Source organism: Frigoribacterium sp. CFBP 13712 (genome assembly GCF_014842255.1).
GTDB lineage: Bacteria > Actinomycetota > Actinomycetes > Actinomycetales > Microbacteriaceae > Frigoribacterium.
Genome location: NZ_JACYVH010000002.1, coordinates 91,554 through 115,793 on the forward strand (window position 1 = coordinate 91,554; position 24,240 = coordinate 115,793).

General features: G+C 72.1%; 18 protein-coding genes. 11 read left to right on the plus strand and 7 right to left on the minus strand.

Annotation, left to right across the window (positions count from 1 at the left end):
• Positions 1-69: 69 nt before the first annotated feature.
• Positions 70-3,930 (minus strand): ATP-dependent RNA helicase HrpA, encoded by a 3,861-nt coding sequence (hrpA, locus tag IFT51_RS04095; protein ID WP_192059493.1) that lies wholly within the window; start codon positions 3,928-3,930, stop codon positions 70-72.
• A 175-nt stretch (positions 3,931-4,105) separates the two neighbouring features.
• Between hrpA and IFT51_RS04100 the strand changes: the two genes are divergently transcribed.
• The 5 genes from IFT51_RS04100 to IFT51_RS04120 all read left to right on the plus strand — a co-directional run bounded on the left by IFT51_RS04100 (position 4,106) and on the right by IFT51_RS04120 (position 11,608).
• Positions 4,106-5,689, plus strand: coding sequence for a long-chain fatty acid--CoA ligase (locus IFT51_RS04100; RefSeq protein WP_192059495.1), 1,584 nt, complete (start codon positions 4,106-4,108; stop codon positions 5,687-5,689).
• Between the two features lie 111 nt (positions 5,690-5,800).
• Positions 5,801-7,372: an MmgE/PrpD family protein gene (locus IFT51_RS04105; RefSeq protein WP_192060172.1), complete on the plus strand. Its 1,572-nt coding sequence runs from the start codon at positions 5,801-5,803 to the stop codon at positions 7,370-7,372.
• A gap of 49 nt (positions 7,373-7,421) precedes the next feature.
• Positions 7,422-8,324, plus strand: coding sequence for a methylisocitrate lyase (gene prpB, locus IFT51_RS04110; protein ID WP_192059497.1), 903 nt, complete (start codon positions 7,422-7,424; stop codon positions 8,322-8,324).
• A gap of 39 nt (positions 8,325-8,363) precedes the next feature.
• Positions 8,364-9,545, plus strand: a complete 1,182-nt coding sequence (locus IFT51_RS04115; protein ID WP_192059500.1) for a bifunctional 2-methylcitrate synthase/citrate synthase — start codon at positions 8,364-8,366, stop codon at positions 9,543-9,545.
• Positions 9,546-9,580: 35 nt separating this feature from the next.
• Positions 9,581-11,608, plus strand: a complete 2,028-nt coding sequence (locus IFT51_RS04120; protein WP_192059502.1) for a thioredoxin domain-containing protein — start codon at positions 9,581-9,583, stop codon at positions 11,606-11,608.
• A gap of 122 nt (positions 11,609-11,730) precedes the next feature.
• Here the strand turns inward: IFT51_RS04120 and IFT51_RS04125 are convergent, their stop codons facing one another.
• The 5 genes from IFT51_RS04125 to IFT51_RS04145 form a co-directional block, all read right to left on the minus strand.
• Positions 11,731-12,108 (minus strand): hypothetical protein, encoded by a 378-nt coding sequence (locus IFT51_RS04125; protein ID WP_192060220.1) that lies wholly within the window; start codon positions 12,106-12,108, stop codon positions 11,731-11,733.
• 74 nt (positions 12,109-12,182) lie between these two features.
• Positions 12,183-13,055, minus strand: coding sequence for a sulfurtransferase (locus IFT51_RS04130; protein ID WP_192059504.1), 873 nt, complete (start codon positions 13,053-13,055; stop codon positions 12,183-12,185).
• Between the two features lie 82 nt (positions 13,056-13,137).
• Positions 13,138-13,719 carry a CoA-binding protein gene (locus IFT51_RS04135; RefSeq protein ID WP_192059506.1) on the minus strand — a complete coding sequence of 194 codons (582 nt, stop codon included), beginning with the start codon at positions 13,717-13,719 and terminating at the stop codon, positions 13,138-13,140.
• Between the two features lie 6 nt (positions 13,720-13,725).
• Entirely contained in the window at positions 13,726-15,018 is a 1,293-nt protein-coding gene (locus IFT51_RS04140) for an O-acetylhomoserine aminocarboxypropyltransferase/cysteine synthase family protein (RefSeq protein WP_192059509.1), read from the minus strand.
• A gap of 95 nt (positions 15,019-15,113) precedes the next feature.
• On the minus strand, positions 15,114-16,817 hold the full coding sequence (locus IFT51_RS04145) for a dolichyl-phosphate-mannose--protein mannosyltransferase (protein WP_244636921.1): 1,704 nt from the start codon (positions 16,815-16,817) through the stop codon (positions 15,114-15,116).
• A 46-nt stretch (positions 16,818-16,863) separates the two neighbouring features.
• On the opposite strand from IFT51_RS04145, the gene rsmI reads away from it, so the two are divergent.
• Positions 16,864-17,724 carry a 16S rRNA (cytidine(1402)-2'-O)-methyltransferase gene (gene rsmI / locus IFT51_RS04150; RefSeq protein ID WP_192059513.1) on the plus strand — a complete coding sequence of 287 codons (861 nt, stop codon included), beginning with the start codon at positions 16,864-16,866 and terminating at the stop codon, positions 17,722-17,724.
• A gap of 149 nt (positions 17,725-17,873) precedes the next feature.
• On the opposite strand, the gene IFT51_RS04155 is transcribed toward rsmI, so the two are convergent.
• A complete protein-coding gene (locus IFT51_RS04155; protein WP_192059515.1) occupies positions 17,874-18,833 on the minus strand; it encodes a hypothetical protein in 960 nt (319 codons plus the stop codon).
• A gap of 243 nt (positions 18,834-19,076) precedes the next feature.
• Here IFT51_RS04155 and IFT51_RS15420 point away from each other — a divergent pair, with 243 nt between their 5' ends.
• The 5 genes from IFT51_RS15420 (at position 19,077) to IFT51_RS04180 (ending at position 24,236) form a co-directional block, all read left to right on the plus strand.
• Positions 19,077-20,063: an NADP-dependent oxidoreductase gene (locus IFT51_RS15420; protein WP_192059518.1), complete on the plus strand. Its 987-nt coding sequence runs from the start codon at positions 19,077-19,079 to the stop codon at positions 20,061-20,063.
• Positions 20,064-20,160: 97 nt separating this feature from the next.
• Positions 20,161-21,729: a methionine--tRNA ligase gene (gene metG, locus IFT51_RS04165; protein WP_192059520.1), complete on the plus strand. Its 1,569-nt coding sequence runs from the start codon at positions 20,161-20,163 to the stop codon at positions 21,727-21,729.
• A 56-nt stretch (positions 21,730-21,785) separates the two neighbouring features.
• Positions 21,786-22,709, plus strand: a complete 924-nt coding sequence (locus IFT51_RS04170; protein ID WP_192060173.1) for a TatD family hydrolase — start codon at positions 21,786-21,788, stop codon at positions 22,707-22,709.
• Positions 22,709-23,584, plus strand: coding sequence for a 16S rRNA (adenine(1518)-N(6)/adenine(1519)-N(6))-dimethyltransferase RsmA (gene rsmA / locus IFT51_RS04175; protein WP_192059522.1), 876 nt, complete (start codon positions 22,709-22,711; stop codon positions 23,582-23,584). The genes IFT51_RS04170 and rsmA overlap by 1 nt, the downstream gene beginning before the upstream one ends.
• 4 nt (positions 23,585-23,588) lie before the next feature.
• Entirely contained in the window at positions 23,589-24,236 is a 648-nt protein-coding gene (locus IFT51_RS04180) for a hypothetical protein (protein WP_192059524.1), read from the plus strand.
• Positions 24,237-24,240: the final 4 nt, after the last annotated feature.

Below are 24,240 nucleotides of genomic sequence, written 5' to 3' on the forward strand. Positions count from 1 at the left end.
AACGCGCTGAGACCCCGGCGCGCGCGGCGGGGTCTCAGCGGATGAGCGGGGTCTCGGCGTCGGAGCTGCTCAGGCGGAGGCGAGCACCTTCACGATGCGCTGCAGCGAGACGCTCTCGCTCGGCCGCAGGTCTTGAGTGAACAGGCTGAGGCGGAACTCCTCGAGCATCCACCGCGCGCGGGCGAGTGCAGGAGGCGCGGTGTCGGGCAGAGGGAACGTCCCGCCCGCGGTCTCGTACCGCTCGGTCGCCTGCTGCACCTCGCTCAGCCAGACGCGGTCGCGCTGCGGGTTCTCGAGCAGCTTCGTCGTGCGCCGGGTGATGCCGACGAGGTACACCGGCACGCGCTGCAGCTGCTGCAGCCCGGTCGCCGAGACGAAGCCGGGGTGGACGAGCCGATCGCGCTGCTGGCGCATGTCGGTCAGCGCCGCGAGGAGGTTCATCGACGTCGCGCCCTTGAGGGCCTTGTCGGCGTCGCGGGCGGCCGTCAGGGTGCGCGCCACCAGCGAGACGGTCTGGAACATCTGGTCCATCACGGCGCTCGAGACGCGGTCGCGGGCCGAGAGGAACTCCTTCTTCGTCATCACCATGCCGTCGGGCTTCACCCGGAACAGGACGTCGTCGACGACCGCGACGAGGCAGTCCGCGAAGAGCGCCGCCGTGTTCTGGTACGGACTCGTCGCGAGGATCAGCTTCTCGGGGCTCGTCAGGTGCTGCTGCACGTAGGCGATCGGCGACGGGGTCGCGAGCATCAGCAGACGCCGCACGCCCTTCGGCGTCGCCTGCGCCTGGTCGACCGGCGTCGCCATCAGCGTGATCGAGACCGAGTCGCCGTGGTCGACCAGCGCCGGGTACGCGCGGATCACCGTGTCGCCGTGCCGGGTGTCGACCACGGCGGGCAGCTCGTCGAAGTCCCACGAGGTGATGCCGGTGCGCTCGAGGGAGTTCGCGGGGCGCTGGCCGGCGTCGGCGACCCGCCCCGCGCCTCCTCGGCCTCCGCGACCGCGGGCGTCGCGACCGCCGCCTTGCGTGACGCGCGCGACGCTGTCGCGGGTGGCGTCGCGCAGTCGGTGCTGCAGGGCGCCCAGGTCTTTGTCGCTGCCGACCTCGCGACCGCGGTCGTCGACCACGGCGTACGACACCCGGAGGTGCGCGGGCACGCGGTCGAGGTCGAAGTCGTCGACCGCGACGGGGGTGTAGGTGAGCCTCTTGATGACCGCCGCGAGGGTCGCCGTGAACGGCTCGGCGGTGTCGGCTGGGGGAGCGTCGGGCAGCTCGTCGGTGATCTTCTTCGCCCAGTCGGCCGCGGGCACGACGTTCTTCCGGATCTGCTTCGGCAGCGACTTGATCAGCGAGGTCACCAGCTCGTCGCGGAGACCCGGCACCTGCCAGTCGAACCCGACCGGACGGAGGCGCGGCAGCAGCGGCAGGGGCACGACCACCGTCACGCCGTCGTCGTCGGCGCCGGGCTCGAACCGGTAGCGCAGCGTCAGCGTCTGGTCGCCCTGCTGCCAGGTGCTGGGGAACCCCTGCTCGTCGACGTCGGGCTCGTCGTCGCCGAGCAGGTCGGCCGCCGTCATGGTCAGCAGGTCGGGGGTGTCCTTCTGGGCCCTGCGCCACCAGCCCTCGAAGTCGCGGGTGCTGAACACGTCGGCCGGGATCCGCCGCTGGAAGAACTCGAACGCCGCGTCGCCGTCGACGAGGATGTCGCGGCGGCGGGTGCGTTCCTCCACCTCGGTCAGCTCGCGGATCAGCAGCTCGTTCTTGCGCTCGAACGCCTGCTGGGACTCCCAGTCGCCCTCGACGAGAGCGTGCCGGATGAACAGCTCACGCGCGTAGGCCGGGTCGATGCGCGAGAACTGCACGCGCCTCCTCGGCACGATCGGCACGCCGTAGAGCGTGACCCGCTCGTAGGCGACGACGGCGCCCTGCTTCTTCTCCCAGTGCGGCTCGCCGTAGCTGCGCTTCACGAGGTCGAGGGCGAGCGGCTCGGCCCACGCGGGGTCGATGGCGCCGTTGACCCGCGCGAACAGGCGGCTCGTCTCGACCAGCTCGGCGCTCATGATCGCCGCGGGCTGCTTCTTCGCGAGCGCGCTGCCCGGGAACACCACGAAACGCGACTGCCGCGCCCCGACGTAGTCCTTCTTCTGCGGGTCGAACAGGCCGATCTGGCTGAGCAGACCGGCGAGCAGGCTGCGGTGCACCCCGTCGGGGTTCGTGCTGCGCTCGCCGATGTGCAGACCGAGGGGGCGGGAGGCGCGCGACAGCTGCCTGTACACGTCTTGCCATTCGCGGATCCGCAGGTAGTTGAGGAACTCGTCGCGGCAGAGGCGCTTGAAGGCGTTGCCGCTGAGCTCTTTCTGCTTGTCTTCGAGGTGGTTCCAGAGGTTCAGCAGGGTCATGAAGTCGCCGGCCGGGTCGCGGAACCGGGCGTGCTTCTCGTCGGCCTGGGCGCGTCTCTCGAGCGGGCGCTCGCGAGGGTCCTGGATGCTGAGGGCCGCGACGATGGCGAGCACCTCGCGGGTCGTGCCGTGCGTCTTCGACTCGACGACCATGCGGGCGAGGCGCGGGTCGATCGGCAGCCGGGTCAGCTGCTTGCCGATGCGGGTGATGTTGCCGCCCTGGGTGACGGCGCCGAGCTCGCGGAGGAGGTCGAGACCGTCTTTGATGCCGCGGGAGTCGGGCGGCTGGAGGAAGGGGAAGGCCGCGATGTCGCCGAGGTCGAGCGAGATCATCTGCAGGATGACCGCGGCGAGGTTCGTGCGGAGGATCTCGGGCTCGGTGTACTCGGGGCGCTTCTCGAAGTCCGTCTCGCTGTAGAGGCGGATCGCGATGCCGCTGCTCGTGCGGCCCGAGCGACCGGAGCGCTGGTTGGCGCTGGCCTGCGAGATGGCCTCGATCGGGAGGCGCTGCACCTTGGCGCGGGTCGAGTAGCGGCTGATGCGGGCGGTGCCGGCGTCGATCACGTACTTGATGCCGGGCACGGTGAGGCTGGTCTCGGCGACGTTCGTGGCGAGGACGATGCGGCGGCGGGTGCCCGCGGTGGCGCTGGGCTGGAAGACGCGGTGCTGATCGGCGGCGCTGAGGCGGCCGTAGAGCGGCAGCACCTCGGTGTGCGGCAGGTTGCGGCCGCGGATGCTCTCTTCGGCGTCGCGGATCTCGTTCTCGCCGCTGAGGAACACCAGCACGTCGCCGGTGCTCTCGCGGGCGAGCTCGTCGAGGCCCTCGTTGATGCCCTGCAGGTAGTCCTTGTCGTCGGCGCGCTGTCTGCGGTCGCCGGTCCGCGCCTCCTGCCGGTCGTCGTCAGGGTCGGTGTCGCCGTCGTCGTCGCCCGTGGTCTCGTCGGCGACGAGCGGGCGGTAGCGGACCTCGACCGGGTAGGTGCGGCCCGAGACCTCGACGATGGGGGCGTCGCCGAAGTGCTTCGAGAACGACTGCGGGTCGATGGTCGCGCTCGTGATGATGAGCTTGAGGTCGGGGCGGCGGGGGAGGAGCTGCTTGAGGTACCCGAGGAGGAAGTCGATGGTGAGGCTGCGCTCGTGGGCCTCGTCGATGATGATCGTGTCGTACCGGGTGAGGTCGCGGTCGAAGTGGATCTCGTTCAGCAGGATGCCGTCGGTCATCAGCTTGATCTGCGTGTCGGCGCCGACCTTGTCGGTGAAGCGGACCTGGTAGCCGACGACACCGCCGACCTCGTCGCCGAGCTCTTCGGCGATGCGCTCGCTGATCGTGCGGGCGGCGATGCGGCGGGGCTGCGTGTGGCCGATCTTCGTGCGGCCGAGCTCGAGGCAGATCTTCGGCAGCTGCGTCGTCTTGCCCGAGCCGGTGGCGCCGGCGACGATGACGACCTGGTTGTCGCGGATCGCGGCGGCGATGTCGTCGCGCCTCTGGCTGACCGGCAGCTCGGGCGGGTACGTGATGGTGGGGATCATGGGCGTTCCAGCTTAAGCGCTCACGGGCCCTCCCCTGGTGCCGGGGGCCGGTCGTCCTCCACAGGGGCGCCCCCGCCGAGGAGGCGCGGGTCGATGGACCCCGGGTGGGGGTCTGGCGAGGCGGCGTACTATCCTGCGAGCATTACTCGTCAACGGAGACGGAGAACACCCGAACATGAGCACCCCCTCTCGCGCGACCGCGTCGGTCGCCGCGATCCTGGCCGAATCGGCCACCCGATTCGCCGACGACATCGCCGTCATCGTGGGAGCCGAGCGCACCTCCTACGCCCAGCTCTGGCAGCAGACCCTCGCCTACGCGGGCGCACTCCGCGCCAAGGGCGTGCACGAGGGCGACCGCGTCGCCATGCTCGTGCCCAACGTCGCCGACTTCCCCCGCGTCTACTACGCGACGCTCGCCCTCGGCGCCGTCGCGGTCCCCGTCCACGCGCTGCTCAAACGGCACGAGATCGAGTACGTGCTGCGCGACAGCGGCGCGACGATCCTGGTCTGCGCGGCCCCGCTGCTCGCCGAGGGCGCCGCCGGCGCCTCCCTGGCCGGCGTCGACGTCGTCACGGTGCTCGCCCCGGGCACCTCCGTCGACCCGCACGGCACCGGGCACGACCGGCTCGAGGCGCTCGCCGAGGCCGCCGAGCCCCTCGACACGTACGTGCCCCGCGACCCGTTCGACACCGCGACGATCCTCTACACGAGCGGCACGACCGGTCAGCCGAAGGGCGCCGAGGGGTCGCACTTCGCCCTGATCGAGCAGGTCAACACGAACCTGATGAGCACCTTCGACATGCGGCGCGGCGACGTGCTGCTCGGCGCGCTCCCGCTGTTCCACACCTTCGGTCAGACCTGCACCATGAACACCGGGCTGCGCGCGGGCGCGACGATCGTCATGCTGCCGCGCTTCGACGGCGACGCGGCCCTCGCCGCCATGGTCGAGCACGACTGCGCGATCTTCATGGGCGTCCCGACGATGTACATGGCCCTGCTCGACGCGGCCACGCGCTCGGAGGGCAGACCGCGCCTCCGCTACGCCGTCTCGGGCGGCGCCTCGCTGCCCCTGGCCGTCCTCGAGCGCTTCGAGCAGGTCTTCGGCGCTCCACTGCACGAGGGGTACGGGCTGACCGAGACGTCGCCCGTCGCGACCTTCAACCACGTCGGCCGCACCCCGCGGCCCGGCACCATCGGCACGCCGATCTGGGGTGTCGACGTCGAGATCGCCGACCCCGCCGTCACCGACTCGATCGCCCTGCTGCCGCACGGCGAGATCGGCGAGCTGGTGATCCGCGGCCACAACCTGATGAACGGCTACCTGAACCGGCCCGAGGACACCGCCGAGGCGATCGTCGACGGCTGGTTCCGCACCGGCGACCTCGGCACCAAGGACGACGACGGCTACCTCACGATCGTCGACCGCACGAAGGACATGATCATCCGCAACGGCTACAACGTGTACCCCCGCCAGGTCGAGGAGGTGCTGGCCAAGCACCCCGACGTGACCATGGCGGCGGTCTTCGGCGTGCCGCACGAGATGCACGGTCAGGAGATCGAGGCGGCCGTCGTGCTGCGCGAGGGCGCCACGGTCGAGCCCGCCGAGCTCGTCACCTTCGTCTCCGACGCGATCGCGGCGTACAAGTTCCCGCGCGTGGTGCACGTCGTCGACTCCCTGCCGCTCGGCCCGAGCGGCAAGATCCTCAAGCGGGCGCTCGTCGAGCGGTTCGGCGTGGCGGAGCCGACCCGCGCCTCCTGAGGACGACCGGCGCCTCGTGAGCCGACCCGTGCCTCCTGAGGGCGACCCGCGCCTCCTGAGGGCGACGGCCGTCGCGCGATGCGGCCCGTCGCGCCTAGAGTCGAGGGCGTGATGCTCAACGACGTGCACGTCCACCGTTCCGACGACCCGCTCGCCCGGGCCGACGAGCTGGCCGCGAAGCTGGCCGCAGTCGCCCTCGACCCCGTGGCCGTCGACGCCGACGTCGTCGACATGGTCGTCAACCGGGTCATCGACAACGCCGCCGTCTCGGCTGCCAGTCTCGGCCGGGCCCCCGTGGCGGCCGCCCGAGCGCAGGCCGCGGCGCGTCTGCAGACCCCCGCCGATGGCCGAGGAGGCGCGGGTCGACCGGGCACCGCCGATCGCGGTCGCGAGGGCGCCACCGTCGTCGGCCTCGACCCGGCGACCCGCGTGCAGCCCGAGTGGGCGGCGTGGGCGAACGGCGTGGCCGTGCGCGAGCTCGACTTCCACGACACGTTCCTCGCCGCCGAGTACTCGCACCCGGGCGACAACATCCCGCCGGTGCTCGCCGTGGCCCAGCACGTCGGCGCGACGGGCGAGCAGCTGGTGCGCGGTCTGGCCGCCGGCTACGAGCTGCAGATCGACCTCGTCAAGGCGATCAGCCTGCACGCCCACAAGATCGACCACGTCGCGCACCTCGGCCCGAGCGCCGCGGGCGGCATCGGCGCGCTGCTCGGACTGGACGCCGAGACGACGGCTCAGGCGATCGCGCAGGCCCTGCACACCACCACGGCGACGCGTCAGTCGCGCAAGGGCCTCATCTCGACCTGGAAGGCCTACGCCCCGGCATTCGCCGGCAAGCAGGCCGTCGTGGCCGTCGACCGGGCGCTGCGCGGGCAGACGAGCCCCAGCCCGATCTACGAGGGCGAGGACGGCGTCATCGCCTGGCTGCTCGACGGCCCCGACGCGCACTACCGGGTGCCGCTGCCCGGCCCCGGCGAGTCGAAGCGCGCCATCCTCGACAGCTACACGAAGGAGCACAGCGCCGAGTACCAGGCGCAGGCCTGGATCGACCTCGCCCGCCGACTCGGTCGCGAGCACCCCGAGCTGCGCGACCCCGCCGCCGTCGAGTCGATCGTGCTGCACACCAGTCACCACACGCACGTCGTGATCGGCTCGGGCGCGGGCGATCCGCAGAAGTACGACCCGACCGCCAGCCGCGAGACGCTCGACCACTCGATCCCGTACATCGTCGCCGTCGCCCTCCAGGACGGCGAGTGGCACCACGAGCGCAGCTACGCGCCCGAGCGCGCCGCACGCCCTGACACGGTCGCCCTCTGGCGTCGCATCACCACCGCGGAGGACGCCGAGTGGACCCGCCGGTACCACTCGATCGACCCCGCCGAGAAGGCCTTCGGCGGTCGCCTCGAGGTCACGTTCGTCGACGGCCGCCGTCTCGTCGACGAGATCGCCGTCGCGGACGCCCACCCGCTCGGCGCCCGGCCCTTCGGTCGCGACGACTACGTGCGGAAGTTCCGCACCCTCGCCGACGGGGTGCTCGACCCGGCCGAGATCGAGAGGTTCCTCGACGTGGCGCAGCGCCTCCCCGAGCTGCGGGCCGGCGAGCTGCAGGCCCTCACCCTCGCCGCGCCTCCCGGGTCGCTCCGATCGACCGACGAGGCCCTGCCCGACGGGCTGTTCTGATGACGGGCTGTTCTGATGCGGGAGCCGATCTGATGCTGGAGTCCCTCTGATGCTGTACTCGACGCTGACCCCGGCCGAGAAGCGCCGCCGCCTCCGGGCGCGACTCGACGACACCGACGAGCTGCTGCGCCTCCCCGGCGCCTTCAACCCGCTGAGCGCGCGCCTGATCGAGCAGAAGGGCTTCGAGGGCGTCTACGTCTCGGGGGCCGTCGTCAGCGCTGATCTCGGGCTGCCCGACATCGGCCTCACGACCCTGACCGAGGTGGCCCAGCGGGCGCACCAGATCGCCCGGATGACCGATCTGCCGACCCTCGTCGACGCCGACACGGGTTTCGGCGAGCCGATGAACGTCGCCCGCACCGTGCAGACGATGGAGGACGCCGGGGTCGCCGGTCTGCACATCGAGGACCAGGTCAACCCCAAGCGCTGCGGTCATCTCGACGGCAAGGCGGTGGTCGACCTCGACACCGCGCTGAAGCGGATCCGTGCCGCGGCCGACGGGCGACGCGACCCCGATCTGCTGATCATGGCGCGCACCGACGTGCGGGCGATCGACGGGCTGGCGGCGGCCGTCGACCGGGCGAAGGCGCTCGTCGACGCGGGCGCCGACGCGGTGTTCCCCGAGGCGATGACCGGTCTCGACGAGTTCGAGGCGATCGCCCGGGCCGTCGACGTGCCCGTGCTGGCCAACATGACGGAGTTCGGCAAGGGACGCCTGCACACGGCCGACGAGCTGCGCGACGCCGGCGTGCGGATCGTCATCTACCCCGTGACGCTGCTGCGGCTCGCCATGGGCGCGGCGGCCCGCGGGCTCGACGAGATCGACTCGGCGGGGACCCAGGAGGCGCTGCTCGATTCCATGCAGCACCGCACCGATCTCTACGACCTGATCGACTACCGGGGCTACTCGGCGTTCGACTCGGGCGTCTTCGACTTCACCGTGGAGCGCTGACCGCGCCTCGCACGCACACCCGATCACGAAGGAGTGACCATGACCGACACCATCACGACCGACCCGCCCGTCGAGCTGCACAAGGGGCTCGCCGGCGTCGTCGTCGATCGCACCGCGGTCTCGAAGGTCGACGCGGCGAGCAACTCGCTGCTCTACCGGGGGTACCCCGTGCAGCAGCTCGCCGCCGAGCGCGACATCGAGGACGTCGCCTACCTGCTGCTGCACGGCGAACTGCCGACCGCCGCCGAACGGGCCGCCTTCGACGCCGAGCTGCGGGCAGCCCGCCCGCTGGCACCGGGCCTCCTGCACGTGATCGATCTCATCCCGACGTCGGCGCACCCGATGGACGTCGTGCGGACCGCCGTCAGCGCCATCGGCGCGGCCCAGCCCGAGCCGAGCACCGCGCCGGGCGAGTACGACGCCGCCGCGACGCGACGACTCGCCACCCGCCTGTTCGCCGTGCTGCCCGCCGTCATCGCCTACGACCAGCGCCGCCGCCACGATCTGCCCCCGATCGCCCCGCGCGACGACCTCGGCTACAGCGCCGACTTCCTCCACCAGGTGTTCGGACGCGAGGCCGACCCGCTCGACGTCGACGCCTTCGACACGTCGATGGTGCTCTACGCCGAGCACTCGTTCAACGCCTCGACGTTCACGGCGCGGGTGATCGCCTCGACGCTCTCCGATCTGCACTCGTCGGTGGTCGGCGCCATCGGCGCCCTGAAGGGGCCGCTGCACGGCGGCGCGAACGAGGCGGCCCTCGAGCTGCTGGCCCGGGTGACCGACGCCGGGGGCGCCGCGGGCGCGGGCGCCTGGCTCGACGGGGCGTTCGCCCGGCACGAGAAGATCATGGGCTTCGGTCACCGGGTGTACAAGAACGGCGACAGCCGGGTGCCGACCATGGAGGAGGCGCTGGCCGGCCTCGTCGACCGGGCCCGCGCCTCCGGAGACGACCGCGTCGGCGACCTCGCCGCGACCTACGAGGCGCTCGCCGCCGGAGTGCTCGAACGGAAGAACCTGAAGCCGAACGTCGACTACCCGTCGGGGCTGGCCTACCACCTGATGGGCTTCGACACGTCGGTGTTCACGCCGCTGTTCGTCGCCGCACGGGTGCTCGGCTGGAGCGCCCACGTGATCGAGCAGCGCGAGGCGAACTCGCTGATCAGGCCGCTGAGCCACTACGACGGGGTCGAGCTGCGCGACGTGCCGCCCCGCGGCTGAACCACGGGACGTCGCCGCCGCCTACCGTGGGCGGCATGACCAACCGCCTCGCCGACGCCGTCAGCCCGTACCTCCGCTCGCACGCCGAGAACCCCGTCGACTGGCGGCCGTGGGGGCCCGAGGCCTTCGCCGAGGCCGCCCGTCGCGACGTGCCCGTGCTCGTCTCGATCGGCTACTCGACCTGCCACTGGTGCCATGTGATGGCGCGCGAGAGCTTCTCCGACCCCGTGCTGGCCGCGGCGCTGAACGACCGGTTCGTCGCGGTCAAGGTCGATCGCGAAGAGCACCCCGACGTCGACTCGAGCTACCTCGCCGCCGCGTCGGCCTTCACGCCGAGTCTCGGCTGGCCGCTCACCGCCTTCGCGACCCCTGAGGGGCGCGTCTTCTACGCGGGTACGTACTACCCGCCGACCCCGGTCGGCGAGCATCCGGCGTTCGGCCAGGTGCTCGACGCGGTCACCGAGGCGTGGCGCGATCGGCGCGGCGAGGTGGAGGCGACCGGCCGGGCGGTCCAGGAGGCGCTGGTCGGCCGAGCCGCGCCTCCTGCGGTCGTCGACGGGGTCGTCTCGCCGACCGCGGGGCCGGCGTCGATCGCACTCCCCACGACGGAGGCCCTGCGGTCGGCGGCCGGTCGGCTCGTCCCGTTCGAGGACACCGAGCACGGCGGGCTGGGCGGGGCGCCGAAATTCCCCACCGCGCCGCTGCAACTCGCGCTGCTGACGCTCGGGGCCGGGGGAGACCCGGCGGCCGCGGGGCTCGCGTCGCGCACGCTGCGGGCCATGGCGGCGTCGCCCCTCCGCGACGCCGTCGAGGGCGGGTTCTTCCGGTACTCGACGCGACACGACTGGGCCGACCCGCACTACGAGCGGATGCTCTACGACAACGCGCTGCTGCTGACGGCGTATTCGCGGGCGGCGGTGCTCGAGGGCGGCGCCGGGTCGCGCGAGGCGGGTGCTGCCGGTGCCGCGGCGGGCATCGGTTCGCGCGAGGCGGCCGAGGGCGTCGCGACGTTCCTGCTCGAATGGCTGCGCACCGCGCGCGGCGGCTTCGGGTCGGCGCAGGACAGCGAGAGCACGATCGACGGCCGCCGCGTCGAGGGCGGCTACTACCTGCTCGACGCGGCCGGGCGGGCCCGGCACGAGGCGCCGCCCGTCGACGACAAGGTCCTCACCGGCTGGAACGGCCTCGCCGTCGCCGCACTGGCTGAGGCGGGGTGGCGACTCGATCACCCCGAGTGGATCGCCGCCGCACGCGGAGCGGCCGACCTGCTGCTCGCCGAGCACGTCACGGCGGAGGGGCGACTGCTGCGCGCCTCCACGTCGTCCGGGGTGTCGAGCGCGTCGGCCGCCCTCGAGGACTACGGGATGCTCGCCGAGGGTCTGCTGCAGCTCGCCCTCGCGACCGGGGAGCCGCGCTACGCCGTCGAGGCGCGACGGCTCGTCGACCTGTGCCTCGACGCGGGGCGGGGCGGCGGAGGAGGCGCGGGTGCGGCGGGTGCCGATCGCCCGGTGTTCGCGGCTCCCGGCGGGGGCGACCCCGTGCTGCAGGCGCAGGGGACGGCGCTCGTGACCGACCCGTCGGAGGGCGCGTACCCCTCGGGTGTCGCGTCGCTCGCGACGGCGGCGTCGACCCTGCATCGCCTCACCGGGGAGGCGCGCTACCGGACCGCCGCGGAGCTCGCGCTGGCCCCCGCCGCCGCCGCTGCCGTCGACTCGCCGTCGGCGTACGGCACGACGTTCGGCCTGCTGGCCGACCTCGCCGCGGGGGCGACGCAGGTCGTGGTCGTGGTGCCCGACGCGGCTGCCGATACGGGTGCTGGCACGGAGGTACGCGCACTCGCGGCGCGGGTCAGGAGCGAGGTCGCACCCGGGCTCGTGGTGGCCGTCGTCGACGACTCCTCGGCGCGGGCCTTCGCCGAGGCCGGGTTCGAGCTCTTCGCCGGACGCCGCTCGACGCCCGGGCCCGAGACGGCGCTCGCGACGGCCTACGTCTGCCGCGACTTCGTCTGCCGGCTGCCCGTGACCGACGTCGCATCGCTCGACCGCGAACTCGCACAGGCCTGACATGACGCGACGTGCCCGGGACCCGTCGTGTTCGGCGGTGTCTCGGGCACGTCGTGATCAGGGGCCGTGCCGGTGCGGCCGCTGCTGCTGTTGCCGCTGCTGCTGCCGCTGAGGAGGGTTCCCTACGGGCGCGGCTTCGGCGGGCCGGGCTTGGGGTGACCGGGGATCGAGTCGCCCGAGAGATTCAGATCGGCCGGGTCGACCTCGATGTCGCCGACGTCGTCCGGTCCGCCCTCGCCGGGGAGGCTCTTGATCGCGTCGAGGTCGGTGTCGTCGTCGACGGCGGGGGAGTCGGCCGTGGTCGACCGCTGCATCTCGGCCGTCGTCTTCTCGCTGCGCGGGAAGTCCGCCGTCGGGTCGTCATTCTCCGTCGTGCCGTCGGCGGCCGGCGACGTGCTGCCGGTCGAGTCGCTGCTCGAGTCGCCGGCCTGCGTGTCGCTGGCTTGGTCGGCGCCGGGCTGGGCGCCGTTGGGCTGGGTGTCGTGCTCGTCATCGTGCATGCGCGGCACCGTACGCCGTGGAGGTGCGCGCGACATGTGCGCCCGATCGGTCGAGCACCGGGTCGCGGGCCGCGTCAGGCGGCGAGCGACTCGAGCGGGGTGTCGGCGTCGGCCGACCACTCGTTCAGCGAACCGTCGTACAGGGCGACGTTGCGCTCGCCGATCAGCGTCAGAGCGAAGGCGTCGGCGCTCGCGTCGATGCCGGCCCCGCAGTAGACGACGACACGGTCTGCGCTCGCCACCGGGGCGAACACGGTTTCGATGACGCGCTCGGGGCGGAACTGGCGGTCGGCGTCGACGACGCGGTCGACCGGCACGGAGACGCTCGTGGGGATGTGCCCGAGTCTCGGGCGCCGCCCCTCGGCACCGGCGAACTCGGCCGCCGGTGACGCGCAGACGAGCGCCGCCTTCTCGTCGCCGGCCACCACGCGCTCGACGAACGCCTTGTCGACCCAGAGATCGGGTCGCTCGCTCGCCTCGAACAGCGCGGGCTCGGGCTCGACGTGCCCGCGCTCGACGGGCCGCCGCTCGTCGCGCCAGACGGAGGCGCCGCCGTCGAGCACCGCCACGTCGTCGTACCCGTACGCCCGGAAGAGCCACCAGAGACGGCAGGCCCACTCGCTGTGCGCGTCGTCGTAGACGACCACGGTCGTCTCGTTCGAGATGCCGAGCGCGCCGGCGGCGTCTTCGAAGCGCGACCGGCCGGGGCGGGTGAACGGCAGATGCGCGTCGGCGTCGCTGAAGTCGCGGATGAGGTCGGCGAACACGGCACCGGGCACGTGGCCGGCCCGGTGACCCTCGCGACCCGTTATGTAGCGGCCCGTCGGGGTGCCGTCGACACCCGCCACGGGCCGGACGGTGGTGTCGACCACGACCATGTCGTCGGCGCCCAGGTGGTCGGCGAGCCACTGGGTCGAGACGAGAGGCGAGGTCAGCACGGGAGGCATGGCCCCCACGGTAGCCACCACGACCGACATCCGGCAGGAGGCGGGCAACACGGCGTCACGCGCCGCCCGCCCGCCCGGCGCGTCAGCGGCCGGTCTTCTTGGCTGAGATGACGCCGGTGTCGAAGCCCATGAGGTTGAGCCCGCCGTGGAACCGCGCGTGCTCGACCTTGATGCAGCGGTCCATGACGACCGTCAGCCCCTGCTCTTCGGCGTACCGCGCGGCCTCCTCGTTGTAGATGCCGAGCTGCACCCAGATCGTCTTCGCACCGCTCGCGAGCACGTCGTCGACGACCGAGGGGATGTCGCTCGCCTTGCGGAACACGTCGACGATGTCGGGCACCTCGGGCAGCGACGCGAGGTCGGGGTAGGCCTTCTGCCCGAGGATCGTGTCGGCGTTCGGGTTGACGAAGTACACCCGCAGGTCGCTCGACTGCTGCAGGTAGGTGCCGACGAAGTAGCTCGAGCGCGCGGGGTTCGGCGACGCCCCGACGATGGCGACGCTCGACGCCCCGCGGAGGATCGCCTGACGCTCACGCGCCCCCGGCCCGACCCAGGTCCGCTGCGACTTCAGGAGCTTCGCCAGAGGCGACGACGCCGGCAGCTCGCAGGTCAGGCCGTTGGTCAGCTGCGTGGTGACGGTCTCGGCGGTGGGTGCTGAGGTCATGGCGGGTCACTCGCCCTTCGTCGCGGCGCTGAGCGCCTGGTCGAGGTCGTGGACGATGTCGTCCGGGTCTTCGATGCCGACGCTGATGCGCACCGACCCCGGCAGCACCCCCGCATCGACGAGCTGCTGCTCGCTCAGCTGGGCGTGCGTGGTCGAGCCCGGGTGGATGACGAGGGTCTTCGCGTCGCCGATGTTGGCGAGGTGGCTGGCCAGCTCGACCGACTCGATGAAGGTCCGCCCGGCGGCGCGCCCGCCCTTGAGCTCGAAGGTGAACACCGAGCCGGGCCCCTCCGGCAGGTACTTCGCCGCCCGGTCGTGGTGCGGGTGATCGGGCAGACCGGCCCAGCGCACCCGCTCGATGCGCGGGTCGGCGTCGAGCCACTCGGCGACGTGACGGGCGTTCTCGACGTGGGCGCGCATCCGGAACGGCAGGGTCTCGACGCCCTGGGCGAGCAGCCAGGCCGAGTGCGGTGCGAGGGCGGGGCCGATGTCGCGCAGCTGCTCGGCGCGGAGGCGGGTCAGGAACGCGTACTCGCCGAAGTTGCCCGACCAGTTCAGCCCGCCGTAGCTCGGCACGGGCTGGTCGAACAACGGGAACCGCTCGGTGTCCCACGCGAAGCGCCCCGACTCGACGACGACGCCGCCGAGCGTGGTGCCGTGCCCGCCGAGGAACTTCGTCGCCGAGTGGATGACGACGTCGGCGCCCCACTCGATGGGGCGGTTCAGGTACGGGGTCGAGATGGTCGAGTCGACGATCAGCGGCACGCCGGCCGCGTGCGCGACCTCGGCGAGACCCTCGAGGTCGGCGATCTCGCCCGACGGGTTCGCGACCGTCTCGACGAACACGAGCTTCGTCTCGGGACGGATCGCGGCGGCGTAGTCGGCCGGGTCGCTCGACTGGACGAACGTCGTCTCGACGCCGAACCGGCGGAGGGTCACGTCGAGCTGGGTGATCGAGCCCCCGTAGAGGTTCGCGCTCGCGACGATGTGGTCGCCGGCCCCGGCGAGCGAGGCGAAGGTGATGAACTGCGCGCTGAGTCCGCTCGACGTCGCGACGGCGCCCAGGCCGCCCTCGAGGCTGGCGATGCGCTCTTCGAACGAGGCCGTGGTCGGGTTCGCGAGACGGCTGTAGATGTTGCCGTACTTCTGCAGGGCGAACCGCGCCGCGGCGTCCTCCGTGTCGTCGAACACGAACGCGCTCGACTGGTAGATGGGGAGGGCCCGCGAGCCCGTCACCGCATCGGGGATGTTGCCCGCGTGGATCGCCCGCGTGCGGAAGCCGTACTCACGATCTGCCATGCGCCAACGCTAGCCGCTGGTCGTCACGGGGCGACCGGGGAGGTAACAGAACTACACATGCCGACCCGCGCCTCCTGAGCCGAGGAGGCGCGGTGTCACTTCCAGCTGGGGATCCAGTAGTGGATGCGGATGAACTCCCAGTCGGCCAGCTGCGCCGTCCACAGCGGGTAGAAGAAGACGGTCGCCGCCACGGCGGCCACGAGCACGATGGCCGTCACGGCGATGCCGCTGCGCCGGCGGTCGATGTGATCGGTGCGCCGCCCGAGGACGATGCCGAGAACCGCGGCGAGCCCGAGCACGAGGTAGGGCTCGAACGCGATCGTGTAGAACTGGAAGACCGTGCGGTCGGAGAAGGCCAGCCAGGGCAGGTAGCCGGCCGCGACGCCGACGAGGATCGCCCCGTAGCGCCACTCGCGATGGCGGACGACCCGGTAGACCAGGTAGAGACAGGCCGCCACGGCCGCGTACCAGATGACCGGGTTCGCCACCGAGGTGATCGCCTCGCCGCAGCGCGCGACCTCGCAGCCGCCCTGACCCTGGTCGAACCCCTGGTAGTACATGCTCGTCGGCCGCAGCATCAGCAGCCAGGTGAACGGGTTCGCCTGGTACGAGTGCGGGGTGGCGAGCCCGACGTTGAAGGCGTAGACGCCGGCCTCGTAGTGCCAGAAGTTCTGCACCACGTCGGGGACCCACGCGAGCGCGCCCGTCCAGCGCTGCCCGCCCTCTTCGACCCAGCTGCGGTAGTAGCCGCCGCCGGTGACGAACCAGCCCGTCCAGGTGGCGACGTACGCGACGAGGGCGATCGGCACCGTCAGGAGGAAGCTCACGGGGGCCTGCTTCCACAGGGTGCCCGTCAGCCAGAACTCGACCCCCGCACGTCGGCGGGCCAGCACGTCGACGACCACGGTGTAGACGGCGAAGACGGCCAGGAAGTACAGGCCGTTCCACTTGACCCCGGTCGCGAGACCGCAGAGCAGCCCGGCGGCGAGCAGCCACGGACGCGACCAGATCGCCGGGCCCCAGGCAAGATCGCGACCGGCGCCGCGCCTCCTCGTCACCCAGTCGTCGAGTCGGCGCGACGTCCACCGCCGGTCGAGCAGCACCGCTCCGAACGCCAGCAGGCCGAAGAACATCACGAAGTTGTCGAGCAGCGACACCCGCGACATGACGATCGCGTGCCCGTCGATGGCGAGCAGGAACCCGGCGAGGGTGCCGACGAGGGTCGAGCGCAGCAGGAGCGAGCCGATCACGGCGACGAGCGCGACGGCGAGGATCCCGACGACGGCCGTGCTGAGCCGCCAGCCCGCGGGGTCGTCCGGGCCGAGCGCCGCCATGCCCAGGCTGATCAGCCATTTGCCGAGCGGTGGATGGGCCACGAACGACGGGTCGGTCGTGAAGCCGTCGGCGCCGCCCGCGGCGAACGTCGCGTCGTAGTCGGCGGGCCAGGCGGCCTCGTAGCCGAGGTTGTGCAGCGTCCACGCGTCTTTGACGTAGTAGGTCTCGTCGAAGACCAGCGAGCCGGGCCGGCCGAGGTGCCAGAGCCGCAGCACCGCCGCGAGCAGGGTGACGGCGATCGGGCCGCCCCACGCCCAGGCCCGACGACGCGCGGGCGTCGAGAGCAGGCGACCCCACCAGGCGTCGAGGCGGGTCATCGCGGGCGGGCCCTGGTGCGTCGACGAGGCGGCGTGAGCGGGCGTCGGGGAGTCGACCCGCGCCTCCTCGGCGTCCCGACCGTCGACCCGCGCCTCGACCCGTGCCTCGACGAGCGCGTCGGAGGCGCGCTCGGGCGGGGTCGTCATCGGGCCATCGTAATGAGCGACGGGGCTCCCGGGGGACAATGGTCGGGTGATCGTGCTCGCCGCCACCCCCATCGGAAACCTCGGCGACGCCTCGCGACGCCTCATCGAGACGCTGTCGAACGCCGAGGTGGTCGCTGCGGAGGACACCCGCACGGCGATCCACCTGATGCGCGCCCTCGGCGTCGAGAACCGCCCGCGGCTGATCGCCCTGCACGAGCACAACGAGCGCGAGAAGGCGGGCGAGGTCGTCGAGCTGGCCCGCACCGCCGACGTGGTCGTGCTGACCGACGCCGGCATGCCCGCGATCAGCGACCCCGGGTTCCCCCTCGTCGAGGCCGCTGCCGCCGCGGGCGTGACCGTCACGGCGATCCCCGGCCCGTCGGCCGTGCTCACCGCGCTCGCCGTCTCGGGCCTGCCCACCGACCGGTTCAGCTTCGAGGGGTTCCTGCCCCGCAAGCAGGGCGACCGCCTGCGGGTGCTCGGTGCGCTCGCCGACGAGCGCCGCACGATGGTCTTCTTCGAATCGCCCCACCGTCTCACCGACTCGCTCGCCGATCTCGCCACCGCGATGGGCGCCGACCGTCGCGCCGTGGTCTGCCGCGAGCTGACGAAGATGCACGAGGAGGTGCGGCGCGGCACCGCCGCCGAACTCGCCTCCTGGGCCGCGGAGGGTGTGCGCGGCGAGATCTGCATCGTCGTCGAGGGGGCGCCCGAGCGGGTCGTCGACCTCGCGGCCGGGCTGGCGCAGGTGCAGGCGCTCGTCGCCGACGGCGTCCGCCTGAAAGAGGCCACCACCGACGTCGCGGCGGCCACGGGTCTCTCGCGCCGCGACCTGTACCAGGCCGCGCTCGCCGCCCGCCCGCCGCGCCCCGCGCCCGGTGCCGCCCCCGGGCCCGATCGCCCGTAGGCGGCCCCGCTCGCCCGCCACCCCCTGACCGCTCGCCCCCTGCCCGCGCGCGGTCCTGGGACGGTTCGGCGGGTTCCCGTCATCGGTGGCGGGTCAGCGCTGACCCGCCACTGGTGACACGAACCCGCCGCACCGACTCCGCGCACTCGTCAACCTCGATCCACGCGTGGCGCGCGAGTGCCCTGCATCATCGACTCGAAGGCGGCCCGTCGCCAGACCCGGTCCCAGGTGGGGCGGCGGAAGTCGAAACCCTGCTCTCGGAGATCGTCTTCACGCTGCTTCTCCCTCCACAGCTCGTCTCCGGTCAGGAGTCCGGCCACGGGACCGTACTTGAACCGGCCGTCCGCCTCCACGACGAGTCGCTGGTCGTCGAAGAGGCAGTCGACGAAGGCGTTTCCGCCACGGAGGAGGGGCAGTCTCACCTGCTGTCTCGGTCGCACCCAGCCGCCTTCGAAGAGCCGGACTTGGAGAATCGACTCGAGGGGAGACTCCGACAGCGGGGTCGCCAGGTCGAGTCCTGCCCCTGCGCGCCGCGCCGAAGGGTGCGTTCGTCGTGGTGCCCACTCGTCCCGCAACTCGTCGAGCGTGCAGCTCGCCGTGTGGAGCGAATGATCGAGCATCGGAACCGCCACCACCAGAGGGCTCGTGAGAGCGACGTCGATGAGTGTGCGGGGCAGGGCCGTCACCTGGATGCCCATGATCTCGACCGTCGCGGGAAGGGAACCCGAACGATGGGCCCGGATGGACGCCTCCGATCTGCCGCCGCTCACGTCGGACCGGAGACTGTCGACGCGGGGCGGCAGCCCGCCGACGATCGGGAGGCCGTGCAGCAGAGCCGCCGTCAGATGACTCACCACCAGAGGTCTGGGTCGGGTGAGCGCGACTCCCCGGGTGCGGACCACCGCTCGCCCTCGGTCGTCGAGGAGGTTCCAGTCGTCCATCTCGACGAAGACGGCGGGTGCGATCCGGGCGAGACGACCGGACTCGACGAGGCGGTGCTGCGCGTTCCGATCGCAACCGCGTCTCGTGAGCTGTGCGGTCGTCAGGAGGGTTGTCGTGGCCGGGTCCATCACGGCACCGTGCCGCGCGCCGCCGATGCCGCGGGGCATCGGCGTGGGGTCCCGTGGACGGTTCTCCCGCCGAAGCCGCTGTGGAGGAACGGACTCCAGCCCCCGTGCGGCCCTGTCCAGCCGAGCTCCTCACGGGGCCCGAGCCTGTCCATCGACACGGCTCGGCGGGTNGCGAGCGCACCGAGCCCGCGGCCCGAACCGGCCCCGACCCCCGCGCGGGGGTGCAAGCTCGAAGCACGGCGCGTCTGCACGGGGCGTGCGCGGCAGAGCGAGGAGTACGGCATGAAGGCGGTCCGGTTCGAGAACTACGGCGACATCGACGAGCTGAGGGTCGTCGAGATCGCGAAGCCGCAGGCCGGCCCCGGGCAGGTCGTCGTCGCCGTGAAGGCCGCCGGGCTGAACCCCGGTGAGGCGGCGATCCGGGCGGGCCTGCTGCACGACGTGTTCCCGGCGGCGTTCCCGTCGGGGCAGGGGACCGACTTCGCCGGCATCGTCGACGAGGTCGGCGAGGGCGTCGACGAGTGGTCGCCGGGCGACGAGGTCGCCGGCTGGGCGACCAGGTCGTCGCACGCCGAGTTCGTCGTCGTGCCGAGCGATCAGCTGGTGCGGAAGCCGGACGGCATCGGGTGGGAGACGGCCGGCAGCATCAGCGTCACGGGCCCCACGGCGTTCGCCGCGCTGCGAGCCGTGCAGGCCACCGAGGGCGACACGATCGCCGTCTCGGCAGCAGCCGGCGGCGTCGGCGTGCTCGTCTCGCAGCTGGCCGTGCTCGGCGGTCTCACCGTGATCGGCACGGCGAGCGAGCAGAACCACGACTTCCTCCGCAGTCTCGGCGTCATCCCCGTCGAGTACGGCGAGGGCGTCGTCGAGCGGATCCGCGCGGCCGCGCCGGACGGCGTCGACGCGTTCATCGACTGCTACGGGCACGGGAACGTCGAGTACGCGCTCGAGCTCGGGGTCGCGCCCCAGCGGATCGACACGATCGCCGACTTCGACGCGGTCGAGCGGCACGGGGTGAAGGCCGAGGGCAGTGCCCAGGCCACGACGCAGGCGGTGCTGACCGAGCTGCTGGGGCTGATCTCCGAGGCGAAGATCACGGTGCCCATCGACGGCGTCTTCCCGATCGACGAGGTGAGGAGCGCCTATCGCGACCTGGAGGACGGCCACGCCCGGGGCAAGTACGTGCTCGGCATGGACGTCGTCGAGTACCCGGGCGAGCGCGAGGGCGAGCGGGCCGGGACGGACGAGGGGTCCGACCAGGCGACCTGATCGATCGGGCGACCCGCGCCTCCTCGGCTTCGACGACCGGAGCCGAGGAGGCGCGGGTCGCGTCGCGCCGTCGGTGCCCGCACCTAAGATGGTCCCCATGCCCGCCGGCGACTCCTTCTTCATCGCAACGCCCATCTTCTACGTCAACGACGTGCCGCACATCGGTCACGCGTACACCGAGGTCGCAGCCGACGTGCTCGCCCGGTGGCACCGGCAGCGGGGTGACGACGCCTGGCTGCTGACGGGCACGGACGAGCACGGCCAGAAGATCCTCCGCACGGCCACCAGCAACGGCGTGACCCCGCAGGAGTGGGCCGACAAGCTCGTCACCGAATCCTGGAAGCCCCTCCTCCAGACCGTCGACATCCGCAACGACGACTTCATCCGCACCACCGACGCGCGGCACGAGAAGGGCGTCCAGACCTTCCTGCAGAAGCTCTACGACGACGGCTTCATCTATCAGGGCGAGTTCGAGGGCTTCTACTGCGTCGGCTGCGAAGAGTACAAGCAGCCCGGCGACCTCGTCGACGGCACCGGTCCGTTCGAGGGTCAGCAGGTCTGCGCGATCCACTCGAAGCCGGTCGAGCTGCTCCAAGAGAGCAACTACTTCTTCCGCATGAGCGACTTCGAGCAGCGTCTGCTCGACCTCTACGAGCAGCAGCCCGACTTCGTCCAGCCCGACACGGTCCGCAACGAGATCGTGCAGTTCGTCAAGCAGGGTCTCCGCGACCTCTCGATCTCGCGGCAGAGCTTCGACTGGGGCGTCAAGGTCCCGTGGGACGAGAAGCACGTCGTCTACGTCTGGTTCGACGCGCTGCTCAACTACATCACCGCGATCGGCTACGGCGTCGACGACGACGAGTTCGATCGCCGCTGGCCGGCCGTCCAGCTGGTCGGCAAGGACATCGCGCGGTTCCATGCCGTCATCTGGCCCGCGATGCTCATGGCGGCGGGTCTGCCCGTCCCCAAGAACGTCTTCGGTCACGGCTGGCTGCTGGTCGGCGGCGAGAAGATGTCGAAGTCGAAGCTGACGGGCATCGCCCCGCAGCAGATCACGGACGTCTTCGGCTCCGACGCGTTCCGCTACTACTTCATGCGGGCCATCACCTTCGGTCAAGACGGCAACTTCAGCTGGGAGGACATCTCGGCCCGCTACCAGGCCGAGCTGGCGAACGGCTTCGGCAACCTCGCCTCCCGGGTCGTGGCCATGATCACGCGCTACTTCGACGGCACGGTCCCGCTCGCGGGCGAGCCGACCGAGGCCGACCTGGTCGTCCGCGAGACCGAGGTCCGCGTGACGGCCGCCGCCGACGCGGCGATCGACCGCTTCGCGATCAACGAGGCCCTCTCGTCCATCTGGGAGCTCGTCGACACCCTCAACGGCTACATCACCGAACAAGAGCCCTGGGCGCTGGCCAAAGACGAGACGAAGCGCGAGCGGCTCGCGACGGTGCTGGCCACCTCGCTGCGCGGTCTCGGCACCCTCACCGTGCTGCTCTCGCCATTCATCCCCACCGCCACGACCACGCTGTGGCAGAGCATCGGCCAGGGCGAGCTGACCAGCCAGCCCGTCGACCGAGCACCCGAGTGGTCGAGCGCACCCGAGGTGCTGCCGCTCGCCGCCGGGCTGTTCCCGCGCATCGAGCAGCCGGAGCCCGCGAAGTGAGCGGCCAGGGCGCCGACCCCGCGGGCGACGCGGCCCCCGCGGGCGAGGCGACGCCGATGCACGTCCGGCACCGCGCCTCCACCGAGTCCGGCGGCAAGAAGCGCGACCTCAGCTACCCGGCGCCTCCCAATCCGCTCGTCGTGCCGGTGTACGACAACCACACGCATCTCGAGATCGCCGACGGCCAGGGCGAGCCCGGGGCCGGCGGCGGCCCCCTCGACTACCGGGAGCACCTCGACCGTGCGTCGGCGGTCGGCATCCGCGGTGTCGTGCAGGTCGGCACCGACGTCGAGACCTCACGATGGTCGGCCGAGATCGCGGCCCGCGAACCGCGCGTGCTCGCCGCGGTCGCCCTGCACCCGAACGAGGCCCCGCGCCTCGCCGCCGAGGGCGGCCTCGACGAGGCGCTGGCCGTCATCGACGAGCTCGCCGCGCGACCCCGGGTCCGTGCCATCGGCGAGACCGGGCTCGACTTCTTCCGCACCGGGCCCGAGGGCCGGGCCGCCCAGCTCGACTCGTTCCGAGCGCACATCGAGATCGCCAAGCGGCACGGTCTCGCCCTGCAGATCCACGACCGCGACGCGCACGACGACGTCGTCGACCTGCTGCTCGAGGTGGGCGCCCCCGAGCGCACGGTCTTCCACTGCTTCAGCGGCGGAACCGAGCTCGCGAGCATCCTCACCGAGAACGGCTGGTACGCCTCGTTCTCCGGCACGGTGACCTTCTCGAACGCGCAGCCGCTCCGCGACGCGCTCGTCCAGCTGCCGCGTCACCTGCTGCTGGTCGAGACCGACGCGCCCTATCTCACCCCGGTGCCCTATCGGGGTCGTCCGAACGCGCCGTACCTGGTGCCGTTCACCCTCCGCTCGATGGCCGAGACCATCGGCACCGACGTGTCGATGCTCGCCGCGCAGATCTCGTCGAACACCGAGCTGGTCTACGGCACCTGGGACAGCGAACCGATCACGGTCGACGCCTGATGGCACGGGCGACCCTCCTGGGCCCTGCCGAGATCCGCGATCTCGCCGAGATGCTCGGCATCCAGCCGACCAAGAAGCTCGGTCAGAACTTCGTCCACGACGCCAACACCGTCCGGCGCATCGTCACCGCGTCGGGCGTCTCGGCCGGCACGTCGGTCGTCGAGATCGGTCCCGGTCTCGGCTCGCTCACCCTCGGTCTGCTCGAGGCGGGCAGCTCGGTCGTCGCGGTCGAGATCGACAAGCGTCTCGCCGCCCAGCTGCCGCAGACCGTCGGCATGCTGCAACCGGCCGCCGACCTCACCGTCATCGTCGACGACGCCATGCGGGTCACGACCCTGCCGGTCGCACCGACCCACCTCGTCGCGAACCTGCCCTACAACATCAGCGTGCCGGTGCTGCTGCACTTCCTCGAGCACTTCGACAGCCTGCAGCACGGTCTCGTCATGGTGCAGTCCGAGGTCGGTCTGCGACTGGCCGCCGAGCCCGGGTCCAAGATCTACGGCTCGCCGAGCATCAAGGCCGCCTGGTACGGCGAGTTCCGGGCAGCGGGGCAGGTGAGCCGGCAGGTGTTCTGGCCCGTGCCCAACGTCGACAGCATCCTGGTCGCGTTCGACCGGCGCACCGCCCGTGGCTCCGAGACCGAGCGCCTCGCGGTGTTCGCGCTCGTCGACGCGGCCTTCCAGCAGCGCCGCAAGATGATGCGGCAGTCGCTGTCGTCCCTCTACGGGTCGTCCGCCGCGGCGACCGAGACCCTCGAGCGGGCCGGCATCGCGCCGACCATCCGCGGCGAGCAGCTCACCGTCGACGACTTCCTGGCCATCGCCCGGGCGAGCGACGTCGAGCTGCTGGCCACGTCGCGGGTCGCCGCCGACTGATCCCATGACGCGTCGCACCGACCCACCGGCACGACCCGGGCGGTCGGCGCCGTCGGGGCGGTCCGCACGACCAGGGCGACCGGCGCGATCGGGCCGACCCGCGCCTCCTGCAGGGGTCGACCGGTCCGTCGAGATCAGCGACGCGCGACTCGGCTCGGGCACGGGGCGCAGTGCGGCCGACTGGTTCGCCCTGCTCGACCGGGCCGATGCGGCGCGACTGTCGCACGAGCGCATCGCGCGCCTCCTGATCGACGACCACGAGGTCGCGCCGTGGTGGGCGCAGGTGATCACGGTCCGCTACGAGCAGGGGCGCGGGCTGCCGTCGCCCGGGCTGCAGCCCGACGGCTCGTACGCGGTCGCGATCGGGCGGAGCCTCCGCGGCGAGCCCCTCGAGCTGCTCGAGCTGCTGGTCGATCGGCTCGCGGGCTACGTCGAGGGCGTGCAGGCGACGGTCGTCCGCTCCGCGACCCGGCCGAGCGCAGAGTGGACGCTGTCGAACGGCGACGTGCTCACCGTGGCGGTGTCGCCGTCGACCGGCGGCAAGTGCTCGGTGGCCGTCACGCAGGCCCGTCTTCGGCTGCCCGAACGCGTGCAGCCCGTCCGCGAGGGTCTGGCCCGGGCGCTCGGCGTCATGGTCGATCGCCAGAACTGACTAG

Excerpts from the sequence above, each read along its gene's own strand:
- IFT51_RS04125 (WP_192060220.1), bottom strand. The coding sequence starts at position 12,108 with ATGCACGATGACGAGCACGACACCCAGCCCAACGGCGCCCAGCCCGGC.
- prpB (WP_192059497.1), top strand. The coding sequence starts at position 7,422 with ATGCTGTACTCGACGCTGACCCCGGCCGAGAAGCGCCGCCGCCTCCGG.
- IFT51_RS04130 (WP_192059504.1), bottom strand. The coding sequence starts at position 13,055 with ATGCCTCCCGTGCTGACCTCGCCTCTCGTCTCGACCCAGTGGCTCGCC.
- IFT51_RS04155 (WP_192059515.1), bottom strand. The coding sequence starts at position 18,833 with ATGCCCCGCGGCATCGGCGGCGCGCGGCACGGTGCCGTGATGGACCCG.
- IFT51_RS04105 (WP_192060172.1), top strand. The coding sequence starts at position 5,801 with ATGCTCAACGACGTGCACGTCCACCGTTCCGACGACCCGCTCGCCCGG.
- hrpA (WP_192059493.1), bottom strand. The coding sequence starts at position 3,930 with ATGATCCCCACCATCACGTACCCGCCCGAGCTGCCGGTCAGCCAGAGG.
- metG (WP_192059520.1), top strand. The coding sequence starts at position 20,161 with ATGCCCGCCGGCGACTCCTTCTTCATCGCAACGCCCATCTTCTACGTC.
- IFT51_RS04170 (WP_192060173.1), top strand. The coding sequence starts at position 21,786 with ATGCACGTCCGGCACCGCGCCTCCACCGAGTCCGGCGGCAAGAAGCGC.
- IFT51_RS04100 (WP_192059495.1), top strand. The coding sequence starts at position 4,106 with ATGAGCACCCCCTCTCGCGCGACCGCGTCGGTCGCCGCGATCCTGGCC.
- IFT51_RS04140 (WP_192059509.1), bottom strand. The coding sequence starts at position 15,018 with ATGGCAGATCGTGAGTACGGCTTCCGCACGCGGGCGATCCACGCGGGC.
- IFT51_RS15420 (WP_192059518.1), top strand. The coding sequence starts at position 19,077 with ATGAAGGCGGTCCGGTTCGAGAACTACGGCGACATCGACGAGCTGAGG.
- IFT51_RS04135 (WP_192059506.1), bottom strand. The coding sequence starts at position 13,719 with ATGACCTCAGCACCCACCGCCGAGACCGTCACCACGCAGCTGACCAAC.
- IFT51_RS04115 (WP_192059500.1), top strand. The coding sequence starts at position 8,364 with ATGACCGACACCATCACGACCGACCCGCCCGTCGAGCTGCACAAGGGG.
- rsmA (WP_192059522.1), top strand. The coding sequence starts at position 22,709 with ATGGCACGGGCGACCCTCCTGGGCCCTGCCGAGATCCGCGATCTCGCC.
- IFT51_RS04120 (WP_192059502.1), top strand. The coding sequence starts at position 9,581 with ATGACCAACCGCCTCGCCGACGCCGTCAGCCCGTACCTCCGCTCGCAC.
- IFT51_RS04145 (WP_244636921.1), bottom strand. The coding sequence starts at position 16,817 with ATGACGACCCCGCCCGAGCGCGCCTCCGACGCGCTCGTCGAGGCACGG.
- IFT51_RS04180 (WP_192059524.1), top strand. The coding sequence starts at position 23,589 with ATGACGCGTCGCACCGACCCACCGGCACGACCCGGGCGGTCGGCGCCG.